18 protein-coding genes and 1 pseudogene are annotated in these 19800 nt (G+C 68.0%); 10 read left to right on the top strand and 9 right to left on the bottom strand.

Features of this window, described 5'->3' with window-relative positions; all coding sequences use genetic code 11:
- Nucleotides 1–53 precede the first annotated feature (53 nt).
- Together RAB71_RS19245 and RAB71_RS19250 are read left to right on the top strand one after the other, a co-directional pair.
- On the top strand, nt 54–260 hold the full coding sequence (locus RAB71_RS19245; RefSeq protein ID WP_010340186.1) for an antirestriction protein: 207 nt from the start codon (nt 54–56) through the stop codon (nt 258–260).
- Nucleotides 261–606: 346 nt separating this feature from the next.
- Nucleotides 607–867: a hypothetical protein gene (locus RAB71_RS19250; RefSeq protein ID WP_138985693.1), complete on the top strand. Its 261-nt coding sequence runs from the start codon at nt 607–609 to the stop codon at nt 865–867.
- Between the two features lie 270 nt (nt 868–1137).
- On the opposite strand, the gene RAB71_RS19255 is transcribed toward RAB71_RS19250, so the two are convergent.
- Nucleotides 1138–1686 (bottom strand): super-infection exclusion protein B, encoded by a 549-nt coding sequence (locus tag RAB71_RS19255; protein ID WP_010340187.1) that lies wholly within the window; start codon nt 1684–1686, stop codon nt 1138–1140.
- Nucleotides 1687–2811: 1125 nt separating this feature from the next.
- Here RAB71_RS19255 and RAB71_RS19260 point away from each other — a divergent pair.
- The 3 genes from RAB71_RS19260 (at nt 2812) to RAB71_RS19270 (ending at nt 5504) form a co-directional block, all read left to right on the top strand.
- A complete protein-coding gene (locus RAB71_RS19260) occupies nt 2812–3627 on the top strand; it encodes a L,D-transpeptidase (RefSeq protein WP_010341639.1) in 816 nt (271 codons plus the stop codon).
- Nucleotides 3621–4919 carry an APC family permease gene (locus RAB71_RS19265; protein WP_029561906.1) on the top strand — a complete coding sequence of 433 codons (1299 nt, stop codon included), beginning with the start codon at nt 3621–3623 and terminating at the stop codon, nt 4917–4919. Before RAB71_RS19260 ends, RAB71_RS19265 begins: the two co-directional genes overlap by 7 nt.
- Before the next feature lie 87 nt (nt 4920–5006).
- Entirely contained in the window at nt 5007–5504 is a 498-nt protein-coding gene (locus RAB71_RS19270; RefSeq protein ID WP_010341637.1) for a hypothetical protein, read from the top strand.
- Between the two features lie 105 nt (nt 5505–5609).
- Here RAB71_RS19270 and RAB71_RS19275 read toward each other — a convergent pair.
- Nucleotides 5610–6113: pseudogene (locus tag RAB71_RS19275) on the bottom strand (hypothetical protein).
- 169 nt (nt 6114–6282) lie between these two features.
- Here RAB71_RS19275 and RAB71_RS19280 point away from each other — a divergent pair.
- Nucleotides 6283–6591 carry a hypothetical protein gene (locus RAB71_RS19280; protein WP_010341635.1) on the top strand — a complete coding sequence of 103 codons (309 nt, stop codon included), beginning with the start codon at nt 6283–6285 and terminating at the stop codon, nt 6589–6591.
- Nucleotides 6592–6802: 211 nt separating this feature from the next.
- Here RAB71_RS19280 and RAB71_RS19285 read toward each other — a convergent pair whose 3' ends face one another.
- The 7 genes from RAB71_RS19285 to tsaD all read right to left on the bottom strand — a co-directional run bounded on the left by RAB71_RS19285 (nt 6803) and on the right by tsaD (nt 15833).
- On the bottom strand, nt 6803–7948 hold the full coding sequence (locus tag RAB71_RS19285) for a PQQ-dependent sugar dehydrogenase (protein WP_041499740.1): 1146 nt from the start codon (nt 7946–7948) through the stop codon (nt 6803–6805).
- A 168-nt stretch (nt 7949–8116) separates the two neighbouring features.
- Nucleotides 8117–10294 carry a glycoside hydrolase family 3 N-terminal domain-containing protein gene (locus tag RAB71_RS19290; protein ID WP_010341633.1) on the bottom strand — a complete coding sequence of 726 codons (2178 nt, stop codon included), beginning with the start codon at nt 10292–10294 and terminating at the stop codon, nt 8117–8119.
- Nucleotides 10295–10547: 253 nt separating this feature from the next.
- Nucleotides 10548–11489 carry an alpha-E domain-containing protein gene (locus RAB71_RS19295; RefSeq protein WP_010341632.1) on the bottom strand — a complete coding sequence of 314 codons (942 nt, stop codon included), beginning with the start codon at nt 11487–11489 and terminating at the stop codon, nt 10548–10550.
- Complete coding sequence (locus RAB71_RS19300; protein ID WP_010341631.1) at nt 11489–12937, bottom strand: circularly permuted type 2 ATP-grasp protein; 1449 nt, start codon at nt 12935–12937, stop codon at nt 11489–11491. The genes RAB71_RS19295 and RAB71_RS19300 overlap by 1 nt, the downstream gene beginning before the upstream one ends.
- A 79-nt stretch (nt 12938–13016) precedes the next feature.
- Entirely contained in the window at nt 13017–14219 is a 1203-nt protein-coding gene (locus tag RAB71_RS19305) for a mechanosensitive ion channel family protein (RefSeq protein ID WP_234006631.1), read from the bottom strand.
- A 110-nt stretch (nt 14220–14329) separates the two neighbouring features.
- Nucleotides 14330–14683: a dihydroneopterin aldolase gene (gene folB / locus RAB71_RS19310; protein ID WP_010341629.1), complete on the bottom strand. Its 354-nt coding sequence runs from the start codon at nt 14681–14683 to the stop codon at nt 14330–14332.
- A 67-nt stretch (nt 14684–14750) separates the two neighbouring features.
- A complete protein-coding gene (gene tsaD, locus RAB71_RS19315; RefSeq protein WP_010341628.1) occupies nt 14751–15833 on the bottom strand; it encodes a tRNA (adenosine(37)-N6)-threonylcarbamoyltransferase complex transferase subunit TsaD in 1083 nt (360 codons plus the stop codon).
- 122 nt (nt 15834–15955) lie between these two features.
- Here tsaD and rpsU point away from each other — a divergent pair, with 122 nt between their 5' ends.
- The 4 genes from rpsU (at nt 15956) to dnaG (ending at nt 19736) form a co-directional block, all read left to right on the top strand.
- Nucleotides 15956–16171, top strand: a complete 216-nt coding sequence (gene rpsU / locus RAB71_RS19320; RefSeq protein WP_003465342.1) for a 30S ribosomal protein S21 — start codon at nt 15956–15958, stop codon at nt 16169–16171.
- A gap of 248 nt (nt 16172–16419) precedes the next feature.
- Nucleotides 16420–16866, top strand: coding sequence for a GatB/YqeY domain-containing protein (locus RAB71_RS19325; protein ID WP_010341627.1), 447 nt, complete (start codon nt 16420–16422; stop codon nt 16864–16866).
- Nucleotides 16867–17009: 143 nt separating this feature from the next.
- Nucleotides 17010–17924, top strand: a complete 915-nt coding sequence (locus RAB71_RS19330) for a YihY/virulence factor BrkB family protein (RefSeq protein WP_010341626.1) — start codon at nt 17010–17012, stop codon at nt 17922–17924.
- Between the two features lie 69 nt (nt 17925–17993).
- On the top strand, nt 17994–19736 hold the full coding sequence (dnaG, locus tag RAB71_RS19335; RefSeq protein ID WP_104609577.1) for a DNA primase: 1743 nt from the start codon (nt 17994–17996) through the stop codon (nt 19734–19736).
- Nucleotides 19737–19800: the final 64 nt, after the last annotated feature.

Consider the following 19800-nt stretch of genomic DNA (forward strand, 5'->3'; position numbering starts at 1 on the left):
GGGGCCGGACCTGCCCAAGCTAGTCGAACGACTAAAGGAACAGGGAGACCTTAGTGACGACGAACAAAGCCTTCGACGCTTTCACGGAAGTCGAGGATGAACTGAGGGTAGAAGTCTTCCGCCAGAGCTACATCGGCGCCTTCAATAGCTGGGCGAAACTGGCCGAGCTTTTAGTTGAAGAGGTCAACCTACTCGACGGCGTCCCGGATAAAATGGCTCGTAGCTTTGATTACGATCGTACGGAAGTGACATACGTATAAGCAGCGATGCATGAAGTTCAGAGCATTACCTCTGGGAGCGCTGAAGTGCCAGATATCGCCCGAATACATCTCGCACTCGCTCCCTTGCCTTCTTAACACGCTTTTCGGCGTCCCGGAGCAACCTGTATTCGGTCTCATGGAGTGTACCGCGGGCTGCAGCAGGTGAAATCCCGGCTAACGAAGAGGCACGCGACTTGATCATCCATGCTTCTCCCTCAATTCTACTCATGAAGCGAGCGACATCGTCGTCGAAAAGAAATGGCGCCTCTATTAAGCAATCCTCAAAAGCGTCCTTTACACCTGCAGGAATATCTGTATAGGGTCTTTCCGGCCGATTCTCATTAGCATGAGCAATTATTCCGGTTCGGTGATATATCTCCGAAATCATGCAATCAAGCATCGCCACAGTCGCTTTATACACGCGCAAGCGACGGTCGTAAGAGTCGAGGCGAAGTTTGACATCATTCGTGTGCCACTGGGCAATCGCAACGGCAACGCCAAGCGCAGCGACACCAGGCCCGAGGCTCGCCTTCAAAATTTCCACTACAGCACGCACGTCAATCTGACCGCCACCAAGCATCTTCGCTCTCCAAAGCACGGCGTTTGATGCAAGAGCATACATGATTGAGAATTTAGAAACTCAGGGCTAATACTTCGTTTCGAGCACCTCGCGATCCAGCCTCCAACACTTCCTTCTACAACAGCGACACGCGGGGCACTGTGAGCAAACGGTAGGAAAGCAACCACCACTGTGGCGTCAAGCATTTGGCGAGCGCATCCTCAACAAGGAAGACAGCCGTTAGCAATTCTTCTATGACTAGACCAGAGCGATTGCTAAGGCAGCGGATTTTCCTAGAAATAAAGAAATCGGGTGCTTTCAGAACCCCCACGGACTATCCGGCTTATCGCAGCGGTAGAAATTGGTCTCACCCAGAAGGACGTGTGGGTTTTCCCGAATTATTTTCCACGCGTAATCGCTAATGTTGTAAGCAAAGCCCTCTGTCAGCGTGCCGGTGCGAGAAGCGAGGTAGATCACGCCAATCGCTGCCAGTCCAGCTACAACGCCATCTTGATGCCGAAGGAAGTTGGAGCGCGTGTTCTTCGCGAAGTAGTATCGGAGGATCTGCTTCTCCGGCTCTGTCAGCTTCTGGAGGCGCTCAACTATCGCAGTGCGTTCTTGCTTGGTTTCCCATGCCAGCCTAAGACGCCGCCATAGCCAAAGCAGTGCCGATAACGCGGTGAGCACTGCACACACAGCAAACACCAGGCCGACCCAGCTTCTGTAGGCAACTATCCAGTCTGATAGACCAAGTTTTTTGTGGACAGTGGTGGGCAAGAATAGCGCCCCGCCGGCTAGCACCATCCCCGCGAAGAGATAGCGCGGGCCGAGCTTCAGCACGTCCGCAATGCCCTTGATCCACTCCATCTTTCGCCCCTGTCGCACCTGGGTTAATCATATAGCGTCAGGCTTTGCACCGAACGCCAACACAATACACGCATCATACAAACCACAGAACCGCAAAGCATGGCCTTCAGGGGTCGTGACTGCTTGACCACGTCATCCTACGAACTTACTGCGGGGGTGGGTGAGTGTCTGACTATAGACGTGCTAGGTCTTTTGCTGTTGCTGTTGCTCTGGCTTTTGACTTACCGGGTTCCCTTCCGAAGCGGCGAACTAGGCGGGAAAAATCCGAAGGGCGGCGTACATGGATGTACGCCGTCCGCGGCAGGGGCAGGATGCCCCTTCCGCGGATCCCGTCTGGTTCGCGGACCCGGAGCGCGCAGCGCGGAGGGCGCGTAGGCAGGGCGCGCTTTCTTTTGGTTACCTTTTCTTTGCGCGAGCAAAGAAAAGTAACTCGCCCGAGAGGGCGAAAGCCTTTGCTGTTGCTTCAAGCTTTCGTGTCAGACAAGAAGAACCGTAGAAGCGGCTTCAGCCGCGACCAACGTAATCGGTCACGCATGTCGCGGCGTAAGCCGCTCCTACAATCCAGCGGCCGCCGTAGTAACAGCAAGAGCAAGTGCGATAGCGAGAGCAAGTGCAAGAGCAAAGCTTTCGCCTTGCGGCGAGTTACTTTTCTTTGCTTGTGCAAAGAAAAGTAACCAAAAGAAAGCACACCCTGCCTCGCGCCCTCCGCGCTAACGCGCTCCGGGTCCGCGTCCATCACGGGGATCCGCGGAAGGGGCATCCTGCCCCTGCCGCGGACGGCGTACATCCATGTACGCCGCCCTTCGGGTTTTTCCCCGCGCTGGCCGCCGCTTCGGAAGGGAACCCGGCAAGTCAAAAGCCGGAGCAACGGCAACGGCAACGGCAACGGCAACGGCAACGGCAACGGCAACGGCAACGGCAACGAGCATCTTGCTTGGTGCGGAAACAGTCAATCGGAAAAATCAGACCGCCGAAGACGCGCTGCCAACACCGAGTTCCCCGCCACCCATCGCATCGGCCAAGTCGTCGACAAGATCGACGCACCAGCGCGCGCCATCCGCCTCGCAACTGCGCTACCTTGCACCCAGGCGCGCCCTCGCGCTCAAGTCGCCCCCGGAGATCCCCATGCCCCTGCTCCATCGATCCCCTGCAGCGCCACTGCACACCCGCCGCCATCGCGCCTGGCGCATCGGCCTGGCCCTGTTGTGCGCCCTGATCGCCGCGCCCGGGATGGCCGCCGACACCGCCGTACCGGCCGTGCAGCGCGCGCAGCAGCTGATCCTGGTGCTGGCGCCGGACTGGGACAGCCCGCAGGGCACGTTGCAGGCGTTCGAGCGTGATGCACAAGGCTGGCGCGCGCAGGGCAAGGCCTTCGACGTGAGTCTCGGCAGTCACGGCAGCGCCTGGGGCCTGGGCCTGCATCCGGCGCAGACGGATGGCCCGCAGAAACGCGAAGGCGATGGCCGCAGCCCGGCCGGCGTGTTCACCATCGGCGACGCCTTCGGCTACGCGCCGCGCATCGACAGCGCCATGCCCTACCAGGCGATGCAGCAGAGCAACTACTGCATCGATGTGCCTGGATCGCCGCTGTACAACCAGATCGTCGATGCCGACAAGGTCGGCAGCGCCGCGGTGGCCGGGTCCACCGAACCCATGCGCCTCGACCTGCAACACGCCGGCGACCAGCGCTACCGCGAAGGCTTCGTGATCCAGCACAACGCGCAGGCCACGCCCGGTGCCGGCAGCTGCATCTTCGCCCACCTGTGGCGCGCGCCCGGCGCGCCCACCGCCGGCTGCACCGCGATGCAGCCGGCCGACATGCAGCGGCTGCTGGCGTGGCTGCGCCCGTCCGCCGCGCCGCTGTTCGTGCTGCTGCCGCGCAGTGCCTACCGGCGCCTGCAGGCCGAGTGGGCGCTGCCGGCCGTGGAGCCGGCATCGTGAGCCAGGCACCCGCACCCGGACTGGTCCGCGCGGTCAGCCGCTGGCAGATCGTCGGGTTGTCGATCAACGATGTGATCGGCAGCGGCATCTACCTGCTGCCGGCCGCCACTGCCGCCCTGCTCGGGCCGCTGAGCCTGTGGGCGGTGTTGCTGGCCGGCGTGGCGGTGGCCCTGCTGGTGCTGTGCTACGCGCAGGCCGCCAGTTACTTCGACGAACCGGGCGGCAGCTATCTGTATGCGCGCGAGGCGTTCGGCCGCTTCGCCGGCTTCGAGATCGGCTGGATGATCTGGCTGACCCGGATCAGTTCGGCGGCAGCGCTGAGCAACGGGCTGGCCGATGCGGTGGTGCGCTTCTGGCCGGCCGCGGCCGGGGGCGGCGCGCGCCTGGCCATCGTGGTCGGCTCGCTCGGCCTGCTCACCGCGATCAACGTGATCGGGGTGAAGTCGGCCGCGCGCACCGGCGTGGCGCTGGTGATCGGCAAGCTGGTGCCGCTGTTGCTGTTCGTGGCGATCGGCGTGTTCTACGTGGACTGGTCGTGGGCGTTCTCGGGCAAGACCCCGGACCCGCGCGATGTCGGCAACCTCGGCGAGGCCGCGTTGCTGCTGCTGTTCGCCTACGCCGGCTTCGAGAACATCCCGGCCGCCGCCGGCGAGTACCGCAATCCGCGCCGCGACGTGCCGTTCGCGCTGATCACCATGATCGTCACCGTCACCCTGATCTACGCCGCGGTGCAGGTGGTGGCGCAGGGCACGCTGCCCAACGTGGCGCAATCGGCGACGCCGCTGGCCGATGCCGCCAGCGGCTTCGGCGGCGAGGCGCTGGCGCTGATCCTCACCGTCGGCGCCACCATCTCCATCCTCGGCACCACCAGCAACACGGTGATGCTGGGGCCGCGCTTCCTGTTCGCGCTGGCAAAGGACGGCTACGGCCCGGCGTTCCTGGCGCGGGTGCATCCGCGCTTCCGCACGCCGGCCGCGGCGATCCTGCTGCAAGGCGTGCTGTCGCTGGCATTGGCGCTGTCCGGCTCGTTCGTGCAACTGGCGCTGCTGTCGATGGTCACCCGCCTGTTCGCCTACATCGGCACCGCCGCGGCGGTGCTGGTGCTGGCACGGCGCTATCGCGACCGGCCCGGCGCGCTGCGCCTGCCGGGTGGGCCGCTGATTCCGCTGGCGGCGCTGTTGCTGGCGCTGGCGCTGCTGCTCAGCGCCAGCTGGCAGAACCTGGCGGCGGCGGGCGTGGCGCTGCTGGTCGGCGCGCTGTTCTATCGGTTCCCACGCAAGGACGCGGCCTGAACGCCTTCACGCCGCCTTGCGCGCAGGTCACGCGCGGATAACCGCGGCGCCCGAACGCTGGACGCCCACCAGCGAGAGCCGCCCGCCATGAAACGACGCCGCGTCTACAGCGCTCCGGATCTGCCCACCGCCACCCGCGCGCTGCAGGCCGCGCGCGGTGCCGGTCTCGACAACGACGACCTGTCGCTGGTCGCGCGCGGCGACATCGAGCTGGAAGCGATCCCCGACGACCGCAAGGAAGGCAAGACCGACACCGTGCCGGCCGCCGCGCGTGGCGCCCTGGGCGGCGGTGCGGCCGGACTGCTGGCCGGGCTGGCGGCGATCGCGGTGCCACCGCTGGGCATCACCCTGGCCGGCGCCGGGGTCATGGCGATCGCCGGCGCCCTGGTCGGCAGTTGGTCCTCGGCCCTGGTCGGCTCCACCGTACCGGACCCGGTACGGCGCAACTTCGAAGAGGAAATCGAGGCCGGGCGCATCCTGGTGGTGATCGAAGGCGAGCCGGAGCTACTGGACGCCGCCGACGCGCCGCTGCGCGCGGCCGGCACCACGGCCTTGCCGTACGAGGCAGCGGCGGCCGCGCACTGACGCGGCGCCAGGACGCACGCCGCAGCCTGCTTTGCGATCTCGACCGGGCGCGGGATTGCGCGCAACGGTCTGCACAGACTGCAAGGCCCACCGAGGGCCCCGCGATCAGGCCGGCGTCAGCGCCCGCATGCGGATCAGCAAGCCGGCGGCATACACCAGCCCGTAGGCGATCAGCGCCGCGGCGATGCTCATGGTCAGCGGACTGGCGTTCTGCAAGGTCTCGGCACTGCCGCCGGCGAACGCCCCGCTGGCCCAGCGCCAGGCCAGGCGCCCCAGCAACAGCACGCTCAGCGCGGCACCGATCCACGGATTGGGCGTATACCAGCGCGCACCGTCCTGCAGCTCGATGCGGGTGTGGTGCAGGGCGAAGGCGCCCAGCGCGGCACCGCCCACGGCGCCCAGCGCCATGCCCAGGCGCACGGTCGGCAACTGCACGGCCAGCCAAGTCAGAAGGACCGCGATCAGCAGCAGAAACCCCAGCCGCACGGCGGTGCGCCGCGGCTGCCAGGGCTGGCGGCCGAAATAGCGGCGGATGCGTCAGTAATACAGCCAGCCCACACCGGCCGTGGCCAGGTACGGGGTCAACAAGGCGATGCCGTTGGCGGCCATGGGGTTTGCCGGAAGAGAGGGGGCGTAGCGGCGGATCGTAAGCCACCCTGAGCGCCGGCGCAGCCTGCCAGAAGGCATGAATGTTTCATATCGCGATCACGCCGCGCAGGGGCAGGTTTAACGCAGCTGTGGCTAGCGTGAAGCGCATTCATCGCCACGGAGAACCATCATGAGCGTTCCGTATCAGATTCCGGGCCGTGCGCCCAACGACGAGGACCGCAACAGCGTCTCGCAGTACTGGCGCGACCGTTTCGCCGACGAGCCCTATTACAGCGAGGGTGAGCGGTTCGAAGACTACGAACCCGCCTACCACGCCGGCCACGAGGCCCGCATCCGCGATTTCAACCGCGCCTACGAGCAGGTGGAAGCGGAACTGCACCGCGACTGGGACAGCAACAAGGGCTCGCAGACGCTGAGCTGGAGCAAGGCCCGCCACGCGGTGCGCCGCGCCTGGGAGCGTGCCGGCAACGGCGAATAAAGCGACGCGCCACGTTCCAGGGTTGTGTAGGAGCGGCTTCAGCCGCGATGGGCTTTCTCGGTAAAACCCGTCGCGGCTGAAGCCGCTCCTACGAGGGCAGCACGGCGTTGTTCCTAATAGCACCACGCGCCCGACGAAACCGACGCATCGCCAAGCGCGCGCCATGCCGCTCACCCAGCAGTGGCGCAACCGCCACTGCCGGATGCCCGCTTCAGCTCTCCAGCGGCTGCAGCTTCAACAAGCGCCCACCGGCGCCATCCTCCAACAGCCACAGCGCACCATCCGGCCCCTGCTCGACCTCGCGGATGCGCTTGCCCATGTCGTAGCGCGCCGCCTCGCGCGCGGTTTCGCCATTGAACTCGATCCGCACCAGCGACTGCGAGGACAGGCCGCCGATGAAGCCATTGCCGCGCCACTGCGGGAAGCGGCTGCCGTTGTAGATGACGAAGCCGGCCGGCGAGATCACCGGCGTCCAGCTCACCTTGGGCGCGGCGAATTCCGGGCGCGTGCTGTGATCGGGAATCGGGCGCCCATCGTAATGGTCGCCGTTGGATACGATCGGATAGCCGTAATTGGCGCCGCGCTGGATCAGATTCAGTTCGTCGCCGCCGGCCGGGCCCATCTCGTGTTCCCACAATCGGCCATTGGCGTCGAAGGCCAGGCCGAGCACGTTGCGGTGACCCAGCGACCAGACCTGCGCAGCGACGCCGCCGCGGTTGGCGAACGGGTTGTCGGCCGGCACGCTGCCGTCGTCGTTGAGACGCACGATCTTGCCCAGGTTGCCGCTCATGTCCTGCGCCGGATCGAACTTCTGCCGCTCGCTGGAACTGATCCACAGCTTGCCGTCCGGGCCGAACGCCAGGCGATGCCCGAAGTGGCCGTTGCCGGACACCTTGGGCTGCTGCCGCCAGATCACCTGCTGTTGCGACAGGCTGCCGCCGCCGTTGTTGTCCAGCGTCAGCTTGGCGCGCATCACCGCCGCGCCGCGGGTGTCGCCGCTGCCGGGTTCGGCGTAGCTCAGGTAGACCCAGCCGTTCTTGGCGAAGCCCGGATGCGGCAGCACGTCGCCGAGACCGCCCTGGCCGCCGTAGGCCACCGCCGGGATGCCGGTGACCGCACCGGTGTGGCCGCTGACCGGATCGATGCGCTTGAGCGTGCCACCCTTCTCGCTGACCAGCGCGGTGCCATCGGGCAGGAAGCTCATCGCCCACGGTTCGTTGAAGGTGGCGACCGGGGTCGCCGAGAACGGCCAGTCGCCGCGCCGCTCGGCCGCCGTGTCGGCGGGTGCGGCCTGTGCCGCAGCGATCGCCAGGCCCATGGCCAGCGCGCAAGCCAAACCCAGGGGAGTCCGTTGCATGACGTGCACCTATCGGTTGGGGTCGAATCCCGAACCTAGCAGACCCCGCGTACACGGCAAGCATGTCGCGGCCAGGGCGTGGCCGCGGTCACGTCACCGCGACGGGTCCGGTAGACACGTCGCGTATTCAACAACGTCGGCGCGGCGGCCACGCCGCCACGCCCGTCATCAACCCTGCGGCAACAACTCGAACGCGACCGGCTCGCCACTGGCCGAGGACGCGCACACCCACAGATCGAACAGGCCCGGCTCGGCCACGCACTGCCCGTCGCGGCCGGTGAAGGCCAGCGCGTGGCGGTCGAGGGTGAAGCTGACCTCCATGCCCTCGCCCGCCGCCAGCCGCACCTTGCGGAACGCCTTCAGTTCGCGCACCGGGCGCACTCGGCTGGCGACGCGGTCGTGGATGTACAGCTGCACCACTTCCTCGCCTTCGCGCTCGCCGACGTTGTCGATGCGCGTGGTCACGGTCAGGGTGTCGTCCCAGCCGACCTGGGTGCGGTCGAGCTGCGGCGTGCCGTAGGCGAACTGCGTGTAGCCGATGCCGTGGCCGAACGGATACAGCGGCGCGTTCGGCACCTCGCGCCAGCGCGACTTGAACTCGCTCATCGTCGGCAGTTCCGGCCGGCCGGTGCGCGGGTGGTTGTAGAAGTACGGCTGCTGCCCGGCATCCAGCGGGAAGCTCACCGGCAGGCGCGCGGACGGGTTGTAGTCGCCGAACAGCACGTCGGCCACCGCCGGGCCGGTCTGCGTGCCCAGGTACCAGGTCACCGCGATCGCCGCGGCATCGCGCACCGCGCCCTGCAGCGCCAGCGCGCGGCCGTTGCGCAGCAGCACCACCAGCGGCGTGCCGGTAGCGGCGACCGCCTCGGCCAGCGCCTGCTGCGCCGGCGGCAGCACGATCTGGGTGCGCGACTGCGCCTCGCCGCTGTAGCGCTGCGGCTCGCCCAGCGCCAGCACCACCACGTCGGCGGCGCGCGCAGCGGCCACCGCCGCCTCGATGCCGCCATCCAGCGACGCTTCCAGCCCGCAACCGGGCACCACGGTCAACGCCTGCGCGTCGTCCAGCGCGGCGCGCACGCCGGCTTCCAGGGTCACGTAGCGGCTCTTGTCGCCGAACAGGGTCCAGCAGCCTTCGATGTTGTCGCGGTCCTGCACGAACGGGCCGATCAGCGCGATCTTCTGGCCCTGCTTGCGCAGCGGCAGCACCGGGCCGTCGTTCTTCAGCAGCACGATCGAACGCCGCGCCGCGTCGCGCGCCAGCGCATCGTGCGCGGCGATGTGCGACTGGTCGGCCTCGCGCGCCGGGTCCAGCGAGCGGTACGGATCGTCGAGCAGGCCGATCGCCTCCTTCAGTTCCAGCACGCGGCGCACCGACGCATCCAGCAGCGCCATCGGCACCTCGCCGTCCTCCACCAGCGACGGCAGGTGCGCGGCATAGAAGCCGCTCTGCATGCTCATGTCCATGCCGGCCAGGAACGCCTTCTTGGTCGCGTCGCGCTCGTCGGCGGCATAGCCGTGCGCGATCAGCTCCATGTCGGCGGTGTAGTCGGAGATCACCACGCCGGGGAATTTCCACTCGCCGCGCAGGATCTCGGTCAGCAGTTCGTGGTTGGCGCTGGCCGGCACGCCATTGATGTCGTTGAAGGAGGTCATCACGCTCAGCGCGCCGGCGCCGAAGGCGGCCTGGAACGGCGGCAGGTGCACGTCGCGCAGGGTCTGCGGGGCGATGTCGACGCTGGCGTACTCCATGCCGGCGGCGACCGCGCCATAGGCGGCGAAATGCTTGGGCGTGGCCAGCAACGCGTCGTCGGCGCGCAGATCCGGCCCGTGGAAGCCGCGCACGCGTGCAGCGGCGAAGGCGCAGCCCAGCACCACGTCCTCGCCGGCGCCCTCGGCGCCGCGGCCCCAGCGCTGGTCGCGGGCGATGTCCACCGCCGGCGCGTAGGTCCAGTGGATGCCGGCGGCGGTGGCTTCGACCGCGGTGGCGCGTGCGGTGCGCTCGGCCAACTCCGGCTCGAAGCTGGCGGCCTCGCCCAGCGGGATCGGGAACACCGTGCGCATGCCGTGGATCACGTCCGCGGCCAGGATCACCGGAATCCCCAGCCGGCTCTCCTCCAGCGCCACCTGCTGGATGCGCCGCCCCAGTTCCGCGCCGACGCCGTTGAACAGCGAGCCGACCCGGCCGGCGCGCACCTGCTGCAGCACCTCGTCGGCGTTGCGGACGTTGGCTTCCGGATTCACGTCGGGGGCGAACGGGCGCACCATGTCGGCGAAGACGCCGAGCTGGCCGACCTTCTCCTCGACGGTCATGCGGGCGATGAGCGATTCGATACGATCCGAAGCCATGGGGTCCTTTGAGAAAACGTTTACATAGCCGCCAATTCTAGCTCTGCGGCCAGTCGATGGGGCAAGTTCCGGCGCCGGAATCGCCTATTCATAAAACTGTCTACCGACCGGGTCCGGCCCGGCCGCCGCGCACCATACGCCTGCGGACGGATGCCGCATAGGGGGAGCGACGGGATGGCACGGCCGAGATGCCACGCCTCACAAGGGCCGCATCGCGGCCGCCGGCCACAGGCGCGGCGGCGCCCGCGGCGGCTCAGGAGCTGAAGTAGGCCTCGGCGATGGCGTTGTGCAGGTGGCCGAGGTGGGTCTGGATCTCGTCCATGAACCCGGCCGGGTTGTGCGCGGCCAGGTAGGCCGGGTCGGCATTGCGCACCAGCCCGCTGATGCGCATCAGCGCGCGCTCCACCGGCGGCCGCGGCGGCATGGTCGGCAGGATGTGCTGGGCGCGGACCAGGCAGAACTGCACGCTGCGCGGGAAGTCGTTGTTCTGCAGCAGGAAGCGCAGCGCCTGCTCGCCAGTGACGCGCTGGCGCACGTGGCGGCGGTACATCTGGTAGGCGGCCTGCGCGCGCAGCACGCTCATCCACTGCATGGCCTGGTAGGCCTCGCGGTCGTCGGCCTGGCGCGGGGTGATCAGGCCCGAGGCGCCGGCATCGATGATGCGCGTGGTCATGTCGGCCTGCTCGATCGCCGTGCCCAGGCGCAGGAACTGGAAGCCGATGTCGCGGCTGACGTTGGCGGTCAGCAGCCCGGACACCTTCAGGCAGGCATCGGTGACATGGGACAGGAACTCCATGCGGTAGCGGCGGCCGACGCTGCGCTCGCCGTTGGCGTCGATGTGCAGGTGCAGGTCGTTGACCGCTTCCCAGATCTCCTGCGGCAGCGTGTCGCGGATGCTGCGCAGCAGTTCGCGGGCGTAGCGCACCGAGCTGCGCAGCGAGGACGGATTGCGCTCGTCCAGCAGCAGGAAGCGCACCACGTCGGCGTCGCCGACGTCGTCGCCGGCATTGGGGAACCACAGCGCGAAGATCTCGCCGGCGCCGACCGTGTCGATCATCGGCCGCCAGGCGAAGCGCACCGAGCGCGGCAGGTCCAGCTGCAGCAGGCTGCCCACTCCCACCAGCCGCGCGGTGGTCTCGGCGCGGCGCACGTAGCGGCTGAACCAGTAGAGGTTGTCGGCAACGCGCGAGAGCATCAGTCCAGCTCCTCGTCCAGGTCCACCACCCAGGTGTCCTTGGCGCCGCCGCCCTGCGAGGAATTGACCACCAGCGAGCCCTCCTCCATCGCCACCCGGGTCAGCCCGCCGGTGGTCACGTACACGTCCTCGCGGGAGAGGATGAACGGGCGCAGGTCCAGGTGCCGCGGCGCCGGCCCGGCCTCGGTCACGATCGGCGCGGTGGACAGGCCCAGGGTCGGCTGCGCCATGTAGTTGCGCGGGTCGGCCAGGATCAGCTTGCGGAACTGCTCGCGCTGGCGCGTGGTCGAGCGCGGGCCGATCAGCATGCCGTAGCCGCCGGACTCGTTGGCCGGCTTCACCACCAGCTCGTCCAGGTGCTCGAGCACGTACTGGCGGTCCTTGTCGTCGTGGCACAGGTAGCTGGGCACGTTGGGCAGGATCGGCTCCTCGTCCAGGTAGTAGCGGATCATCTTCGGCACGTAGGCGAACACCACCTTGTCGTCGGCCACGCCGGCGCCCGGCGCGTTGGCCAGCGCCACCTTGCCGGCGCGCCAGCTGCGGATCAGCCCGGCCACGCCCAGCACCGAATCGGCGCGGAACGCCTCCGGATCCAGGAACAGGTCGTCGACCCGGCGGTAGATCACGTCGACCCGGCGCGGCCCGTACACGGTGCGCATGTAGGTGCAGTCGTCGTCGGCCACGAACAGATCGTCGCCCTCGACCAGCTCGATGCCCATCGCCTGCGCCAGGTAGGCATGCTCGAAGTAGGCGCTGTTGAAGATGCCCGGGGTCAGCAACGCGATCACCGGCTGGTCGCCCGGGCGCGGCGACAGCGCCGCCAGGGTGTCGTAGAGCTGCGCCGGATAATCGTCCACCGGCAGGATCGCGCTGGTCTCGAACAGCTCCGGGAACACCCGCTTGGCGACCATGCGGTTCTCGAGCATGTACGACACGCCGCTGGGGATGCGCAGGTTGTCCTCCAGCGCGTACAGGGTGCCGTCGGCATCGCGCACCAGGTCCGAGCCGCATACGTGCGCCCACACCCCCAGTGCCGGGGTGATGCCCACGCACTGCGGGCGGAAGTTGACCGAGTGCTCCAGCAGCATCGCCGGGAACACCTTGTCCTTGACGATGCGCTGGGCGCCGTAGATGTCGCCGATGAACAGGTTGAGCGCGCGCATGCGCTGCTTCAGCCCGGCCTCGGTGCGCTGCCATTCGTGCAGCGGGATCACCCGCGGGATCAGGTCGAACGGCAGCGTGCGGTCGACGTTGCGGCCGTCGGAGTACACGGTGAAGGTGATGCCCATGACCCGCGCGGCGACATCGGCGGCGAGCTGGCGTTCGGACAATTCGCGTCCACTGAGGCTGGACAGGTACTCGATGACCCGGCGCGCGGCCGGACGTGGCTGCCCATCGGACTGGATCAGCTCGTCGAAGGTGGCCGTGCGGTACTTGCTCCAGTCCATCGCGCCCCTTGTTGCTGTGGGCCGGCGGCGAAAGGCGCCGGCATGTTGTCCCGCAACATGCCCGCAGTCGTGACGGCCGTCAAGCCGCCGGCGGCGGGACGGCGTCCGGGGCGCGGCGGATGCGCGCGCTGTCCATGAACATCGCGTCGCTGGACGCCTGGAACACGCGCAGGTCGAAATTGGGCAGGATCGCCAGCAGGTGGTCGAACAGGTCCGCCTGGATCTGCTCGTACATCGCCCAGCGGGTGTCGTTGGCGAAGCAGTACAGCTCCAGCGGCAGGCCGTTGGCGCCCGGCTCCAGTTGCCGCACCAGCAGGGTCATGTCCTGGCGCACGTGCGGGCTGGCGCGCAGGTAATGTTCGACGTAGGCGCGGAAGGTGCCGAGGTTGGTGATCCGGCGGCCGTTGATCGGCGCCACCCCACGCTCGGCCAGCGCCCCGTTCCACGCGCCGATCTCGTCGCGCTTGCGGTCGATGTACTCGCGCAGCACGGTCAACTGCCGCATCTGCTCGATCTCGGCATCGTCGAGGAAGCGCACGCTGTGCTGGTCCAGGTACAGCGCGCGCTTGATCCGGCGCCCGCCGGCCTCGCTCATCCCGCGCCAGTTCTTGAACGAATCGCTGATCAGCTTCTTGGTCGGGATGGTGGTGATGGTCTTGTCCCAGTTCTGGACCTTGACCGTATGCAGCGCGATGTCGATCACGTCGCCGTCGGCGTTCTGCTGCGGCATCTCGATCCAGTCGCCGACGCGGACCATGTCGTTGGAACTGATGGTGACGCTGGCCACCAGCGACAGCAGGGTGTCCTGGAACACCAGGATCAGCACCGCCATCATCGCGCCCACGCCCGACAGCAGGATCACCGGCGACTTGTCCACCAGCACCGACACCATCAGCACCGCCGCGACCACGCCCAGCACGATCTTGAGCAACTGCATGTAGCCCTTGATGGGCTTGTTGTGCGCGTCCGGGCGCCGTTCGTACACGTGGTTGAGCAGGTCCAGCACGCGCGACAGGGCCAGCGCCACGGTCAGCACGATGAAGGCGGCGCAGACGTTGCGCACCACGCTGACCATCGCCGCCGGCAGGTGCGGCACCGCGCCGATGCCCAGCGACAGCACCAGTGCCGGGATCACGTTGGCCAGGCGCGGGATCACGCTCAGCTTCACTTCCTTGTCGCTGAGCACGGTGGCGCGCAGCGCCCGCCGCAGCCCGCGCAGCAGGATCCGCTTGGTCACCCAGTTGGCCAGCCACGCCGCCAGCAGCAGCGCCACGATCACCATCGCGTCGTAGGCCCAGGGATACGGCGCCAGGGTGTGCTGCAAATCTGCGAAAAAGGCCGCGCCGGGCAGCGGCGCCGAGGCGCTGGCGAACGGCGACAACGCCCGCACCATCATGCGCGGCTGCGCTCGATGATCACCCCCACCGCCTGCGCCCCGCGCACCGCGCCCGGCTTGCTCAGCTTCAACCGCAGCCAGCGCACGTCGAACTCCTCCAGCACCATCGCCGCGCAGCGCTCGGCCAGGGTTTCCACCAGCCCGTACCCGGACTGCTCGACCAGTTCCACCAGGCGCTTGCTCACCGCCTTGTAGTTGAGCGTATCGGCGATGTCGTCACTGGCCGCGGGCTTGCGGTTGTCGAAGCCCATTTCCAGATCGAAGCGCAGCGTCTGCCGGATCCGCCGCTCCCAATCGTAGATGCCGATCAGCGCGTCGATCTCTAGACCTTCGATGAAAACCTTATCCATGGGCAGGGAATGGGGAATAGGGAGTGAGGAATGGTAAGAGCAGAGGCAAAAACCGGACGTGAGCCGCTCACGATTCCCGATTCTCCATTCCCGATTCCCGAGTTGCCGCCAGCGGCGGCAACTCCGCCATGTCCCAGCGCGGCGTCACCTGCACCGCGGATGCGGTGTCGTGCAGGCCGGCCTGCAGGCGCAGGGCGCCGGCGAAGGCGATCATCGCGCCGTTGTCGGTGCACAGCGCCGGGCGCGGGAAGCAGGCGCGGCCGCCGCGGGCCTGCGCCATCGCCTGCAGCTTGGCGCGCAGGCGCAGGTTGGCGCCGACGCCGCCGGCAACCACGATGGTGTCGCTGCCGGCCGCCTCCAGCGCGCGTTCGCACTTGATCGCCAGCGTGTCCACCACCGCATCCTCGAAGCCGCGGGCGATGTCGGCGCGCACCGTCTCGGACTGGTCGCTGTCGCGCCAGGCCAGCAGCACCTGGGTCTTGAGTCCGGAAAAACTGAAGTCCAGGCCGGGCCGGTCGGTCATCGGCCGGGCGAAGCGGAACCGGCCCGAGGTGCCCTGCGTGGCCAGCGCCGCCAGTTGCGGGCCACCCGGATAGGGCAGCCCCATCAGCTTGGCGGTCTTGTCGAAGGCCTCTCCGGCGGCGTCGTCCAGGGTCTCGCCGAGCAGGCGGTAACGGCCGATGGCCTCCACCGCGATCAGTTGGGTGTGGCCGCCGGAGACCAGCAGCGCCACGAACGGCGGCGCCGGCGCGCCGTGCACCGGGTCAGGATCCTCCATCAGCGGCGCCAGCAGGTGGCCTTCCATGTGATGCACGCCGATCGCCGGCACCTCCAGCGCCCAGGCCAGGGCGCGGGCCACGCCGGCACCGACCAGCAGCGCGCCGACCAGGCCCGGCCCGGCGGTATAGGCCACCCCGTCCAGGTCGCGCACCTGCAGGCCTGCCTCGGCCAGGGTCTGGCGGATCAGCGGCAGCAGCTTGCGCACGTGGTCGCGGCTGGCCAACTCCGGCACCACCCCGCCGTACTCGGCGTGCAGGGCGATCTGGCTATAGAGCGCATGCGCACGCAGCGCGGCCGCGCCGGAACGGGTGGTGTCGTAGACGGCGACGCCGGTTTCGTCGCAACTGGATTCGATGCCGAGAACGTTCATGGGGTGCATTGTGCGGCCGAATCGGCGGCAGGCCAAACGGGGTGCTTGCAGCCGCGAAATCTGTCGCTATAATGTGCGGCTCGCCGGGCCTGACCCGGTCACCATTGTGTCCCGGAGATTCCATGCCCAGCGTTAAAGTCCGCGAGAACGAGCCCTTCGAGTTTGCGCTCCGTCGCTTCAAGCGCACCTGCGAAAAGGCCGGCGTGCTGGCCGAAACCCGCAAGCGCGAGTTCTACGAAAAGCCGACCCAGGAACGCAAGCGCAAGGCCGCTGCCGCGGTGAAGCGCCAGCTGCGTCGCACCTCGCGCGACGTCACCAAGCGCCAGCGTCTGTACTGAGGATCGCGGCCTGCGGTAGCGGGATGTGCCGGTTTCGGCATCCGCTACGGTAAGCCCACGAAGCCGGCACGCGCAAGCGTCGCCGGCTTTTTGTGCATCTGCCGCTTTGGCCAGGCGATTCGCCCCGCGCCAGGCATCGGCCCCGCCCCTGTTCCCTCGACGCCCGCGCGCCGTCTCGGCCACACGGCCAGCCCGGCGCGCTTGCCTAGAATGCCCTTTCCCCTTTTCTCTTCCCTGTGGAGCCCCTCATGACCCTCAAGCAGCAGCTCACCGACGACATGAAGGCCGCGATGAAGTCCGGCGACAAGCACAGCCTGGGCGTGATCCGGCTGATCAACGCCGCCATCAAGCAGAAGGAAGTGGACGAGCGCGTGGAGATGGACGATGCCGCGGTGATCGCGGTGATGGACAAGATGGTCAAGCAGCGCAAGGACTCGGTGAGCCAGTACCAGGCCGCCGGCCGCGACGACCTGGCCCAGGTGGAGCGCGAGGAGATCGTGGTGATCGAGCGCTATCTGCCGAGCAAGATGGGCGAGGCCGAGATCGTCGCCGCGATCCAGGCGGCCAAGGCGCAGACCGGCGCCGCCAGCCCGGCCGACATGGGCAAGCTGATGGCCGTGCTCAAGCCGATGCTGGCCGGCAAGGCCGACATGGGCCAGGTCTCGGTACTGGTCAAGCAGCAGTTGGCCGGCTGACGTTACCGAAGGATTGGCGGGCGGCGGGCTTCACCCGCCTTTCGACGCCGGGCTGCTACAACGCCCGGCAAGCCCGCGCCCTTCCTTCAAGCGTGCAGTGCGGGACCGGCGTTGCGACGCCGCGCGCCGAAGGTCCCGCGCCCATGTCCCTGCCCCTGTCGTCCGATCGCCTGCACAAACACCTCGACCGCCTGCAGCAGAGCCTGCCGGCCGCGCTGGTGCGGCGCTTCGTCGAGATCGACGTGATGACCCAGGCGGCCTCGCTGTCGTTCTACGCGCTGCTGTCGCTGGCGCCGCTGCTGGTGCTGCTGCTGTGGCTCACCGCCTCGCTGTATCCGCAGGCGCAGGAGGCGCTGATCGCGCAGATCGGGCAACTGGCCGGGCACGGCGCGCGCGAAGTCGCGCAGACGGTGATCGACAACGCCAAGAACCAGCCCAACATCGGCTCGCTGGCCGGGCTATGGAGCACCCTGCTGCTGTTCGTCGGCGCCACCGCCGTGTTCGCACAGCTGCAGAACGCGCTGAACCTGATCTTCCGCACCGACAAGCAGCGCCTGGACGGCCTCATGGCCTGGCTGAAGAAGCGCGTGTTCTCCTTCGGCGTGGTGCTGGGGCTGGGCTTCCTGCTGCTGATCTCGATGATCCTGACCACCGTGCTGCAGGTGGTGTTCGCGCGGATGCCGTCGCTGCTGCCGGCGGTCGGCTACGTCTCGACCCTGGCGATCTACGTGCTGGCCTTCGCGGTGCTCTATCACTACCTGCCCGACCGCCGGGTGGAATGGCGCCAGGCGATCATCGGCGGCGCGATCACTGCCTGCCTGTTCGTGGCCGGGCGCTACGCGATCGGCCTGTACATCGCCACCGCGGCCCCGGGCAGCGCCTACGGCTCGATGGGCGCGCTGGTGATCCTGCTGGTGTGGATCTACTACGCCACCGTGGTGTTCTTCGTCGGCGCGCTGATCACCGCGGTGATCGACGAGCGCCTGCGCTCGCACAGCAAGCTCGTCGCCGCCGGGATCGACCCGCGCAGCGCCGCGCAGGCACCGCCCTCGCCCTGACCGCACGGCGCTGCCCCACGCAGGCAGCGCGCCCAGCGTGACGGCACACGCGCGTGGCATCCTATGCGGATGGCCCGCATCCCCGACGCATTCATCGACGACCTGCTCGCCCGCACCGACATCGTCGAGGTGGTCGGCACGCGCGTGCCGCTGAAGCGCCAGGGCAAGGAGTACGCGGCGCGCTGCCCGTTCCACGACGAGCGTTCGGCCTCGTTCACGGTGTCGCCGACCAAGCAGTTCTACCACTGCTTCGGCTGCGGCGCGCACGGCACCGCGATCAGCTTCCTGATGAACTACGACCGCCTCGAATTCCTCGACGCGGTCGACGAGCTGGCCAAGCGCGCCGGCATGGAAGTGCCGCGCGACGCCCAGCAGCGCGGCGCGGCCCAGGCCGCCGGCGACGACCACCGCGACCTGTACTCGGCGCTGGAAGCGGCGGCCAAGTTCTTCCAGCGCCAGTTCGACGGCAGCGACAAGGCGCGCGCCTACCTGGACGGCCGCGGCGTGGATGCGGAGAACCGCGCGCGCTTCCAGATCGGCTACGCCCCGGACGGCTACAGCGCGCTGAAGGACGCGTTGGGCACCGACGAACGCCGGCTCAAGCTGCTCGACCGCGCCGGGCTGTTCTCCAAGAACGACCGCGGCCACGTCTACGACAAGTTCCGCGACCGGGTGATGTTCCCGATCTTCGACCGCCGTGGCCGGGTCATCGCCTTCGGCGGCCGCGTGCTCGACAAGGACGACGGCCCCAAGTACCTGAACTCGCCGGAAACCGCGCTGTTCCACAAGGGCCGCGAACTGTACGGCCTGTGGCAGGTGCGCCAGGCCAATCAGAAGATCGAGCGGCTGATCGTGGTCGAGGGCTACATGGACGTGGTCTCGCTGTTCCAGTTCGGCGTCACCCAGGCGGTGGCGACGCTGGGCACCGCGACCACGCCGGACCACGCCGAACTGCTGTTCCGCAATGCGCCGGACGTGTTCTTCTGCTTCGACGGCGATGCCGCCGGCCGCCGCGCCGGCTGGAAGGCGCTGGAATCGGTGCTGCCGCGCATGAAGGACGGACGCCAGGCGTTCTTCCTGTTCCTGCCCGACGGCGAGGACCCGGACACCATCGTGCGCAAGGAAGGCGCCGCGGCCTTCGACGCGCGGCTGGTCCAGGCCACGCCGCTGTCGCAGTTCTTCTTCGACGAACTCTCGCGCGAGATCAACCTCGGCACGCTCGACGGCAAGGCGCGCCTGGCCGAACGCGCGCGGCCGATGCTGGCGCAGATTCCCGACGGCGCCTTCGGCGACCTGATGCGCCAGCGCCTGGCCGAACTCACCGGCATCGGCGCCGCGGCACCGGCGGCCGCCACGGCGGCGGCGAGCCGGCCACCCCCGCGCACGCCGCGCCCGGCGCACAAGCGCAGCCTGGTGCGCGAGGCGATCGTGCGTCTGCTGCAGGCGCCGTCGCTGGCGCTGGACCTGCCGCCGCCCTACCCGTTCGCCGGCCTGCGCCTGCCCGGCATCGAACTGATGATCGAACTGCTGCAGATCGTGCATGCGCGCCCGGAAATCACCACCGGCGCCCTGCTCGAACACTTCCACGAACGCGAGGAACTGGCCGCGCTGCAGAAGCTGGCGGTGCAGGAGATCGCCGGCGAGACCGCCAGCTGGCGCCAGGAGCTGCATGACGTGGTCGTGCAGCTGGAAAAGCAGACGCTGCAGCAGCGCCTGGATGAACTGCAGGCCAAGCAGCGCGCGCAAGGCCTGGACGAGACCGACAAGTACGAGCTGCGGGAGCTGTTGAAGGCGCGTGCGGGGCTGCATTAGCTGCGATGCACCAATGCTTCAGGCATCGGCGCCAGCCGCGCAACGTGCGTGGCCGGCGCGATGC

Source organism: Xanthomonas sacchari, assembly GCF_040529065.1.
In the GTDB taxonomy this organism is placed as follows: Bacteria; Pseudomonadota; Gammaproteobacteria; order Xanthomonadales; family Xanthomonadaceae; genus Xanthomonas_A; species Xanthomonas_A sacchari.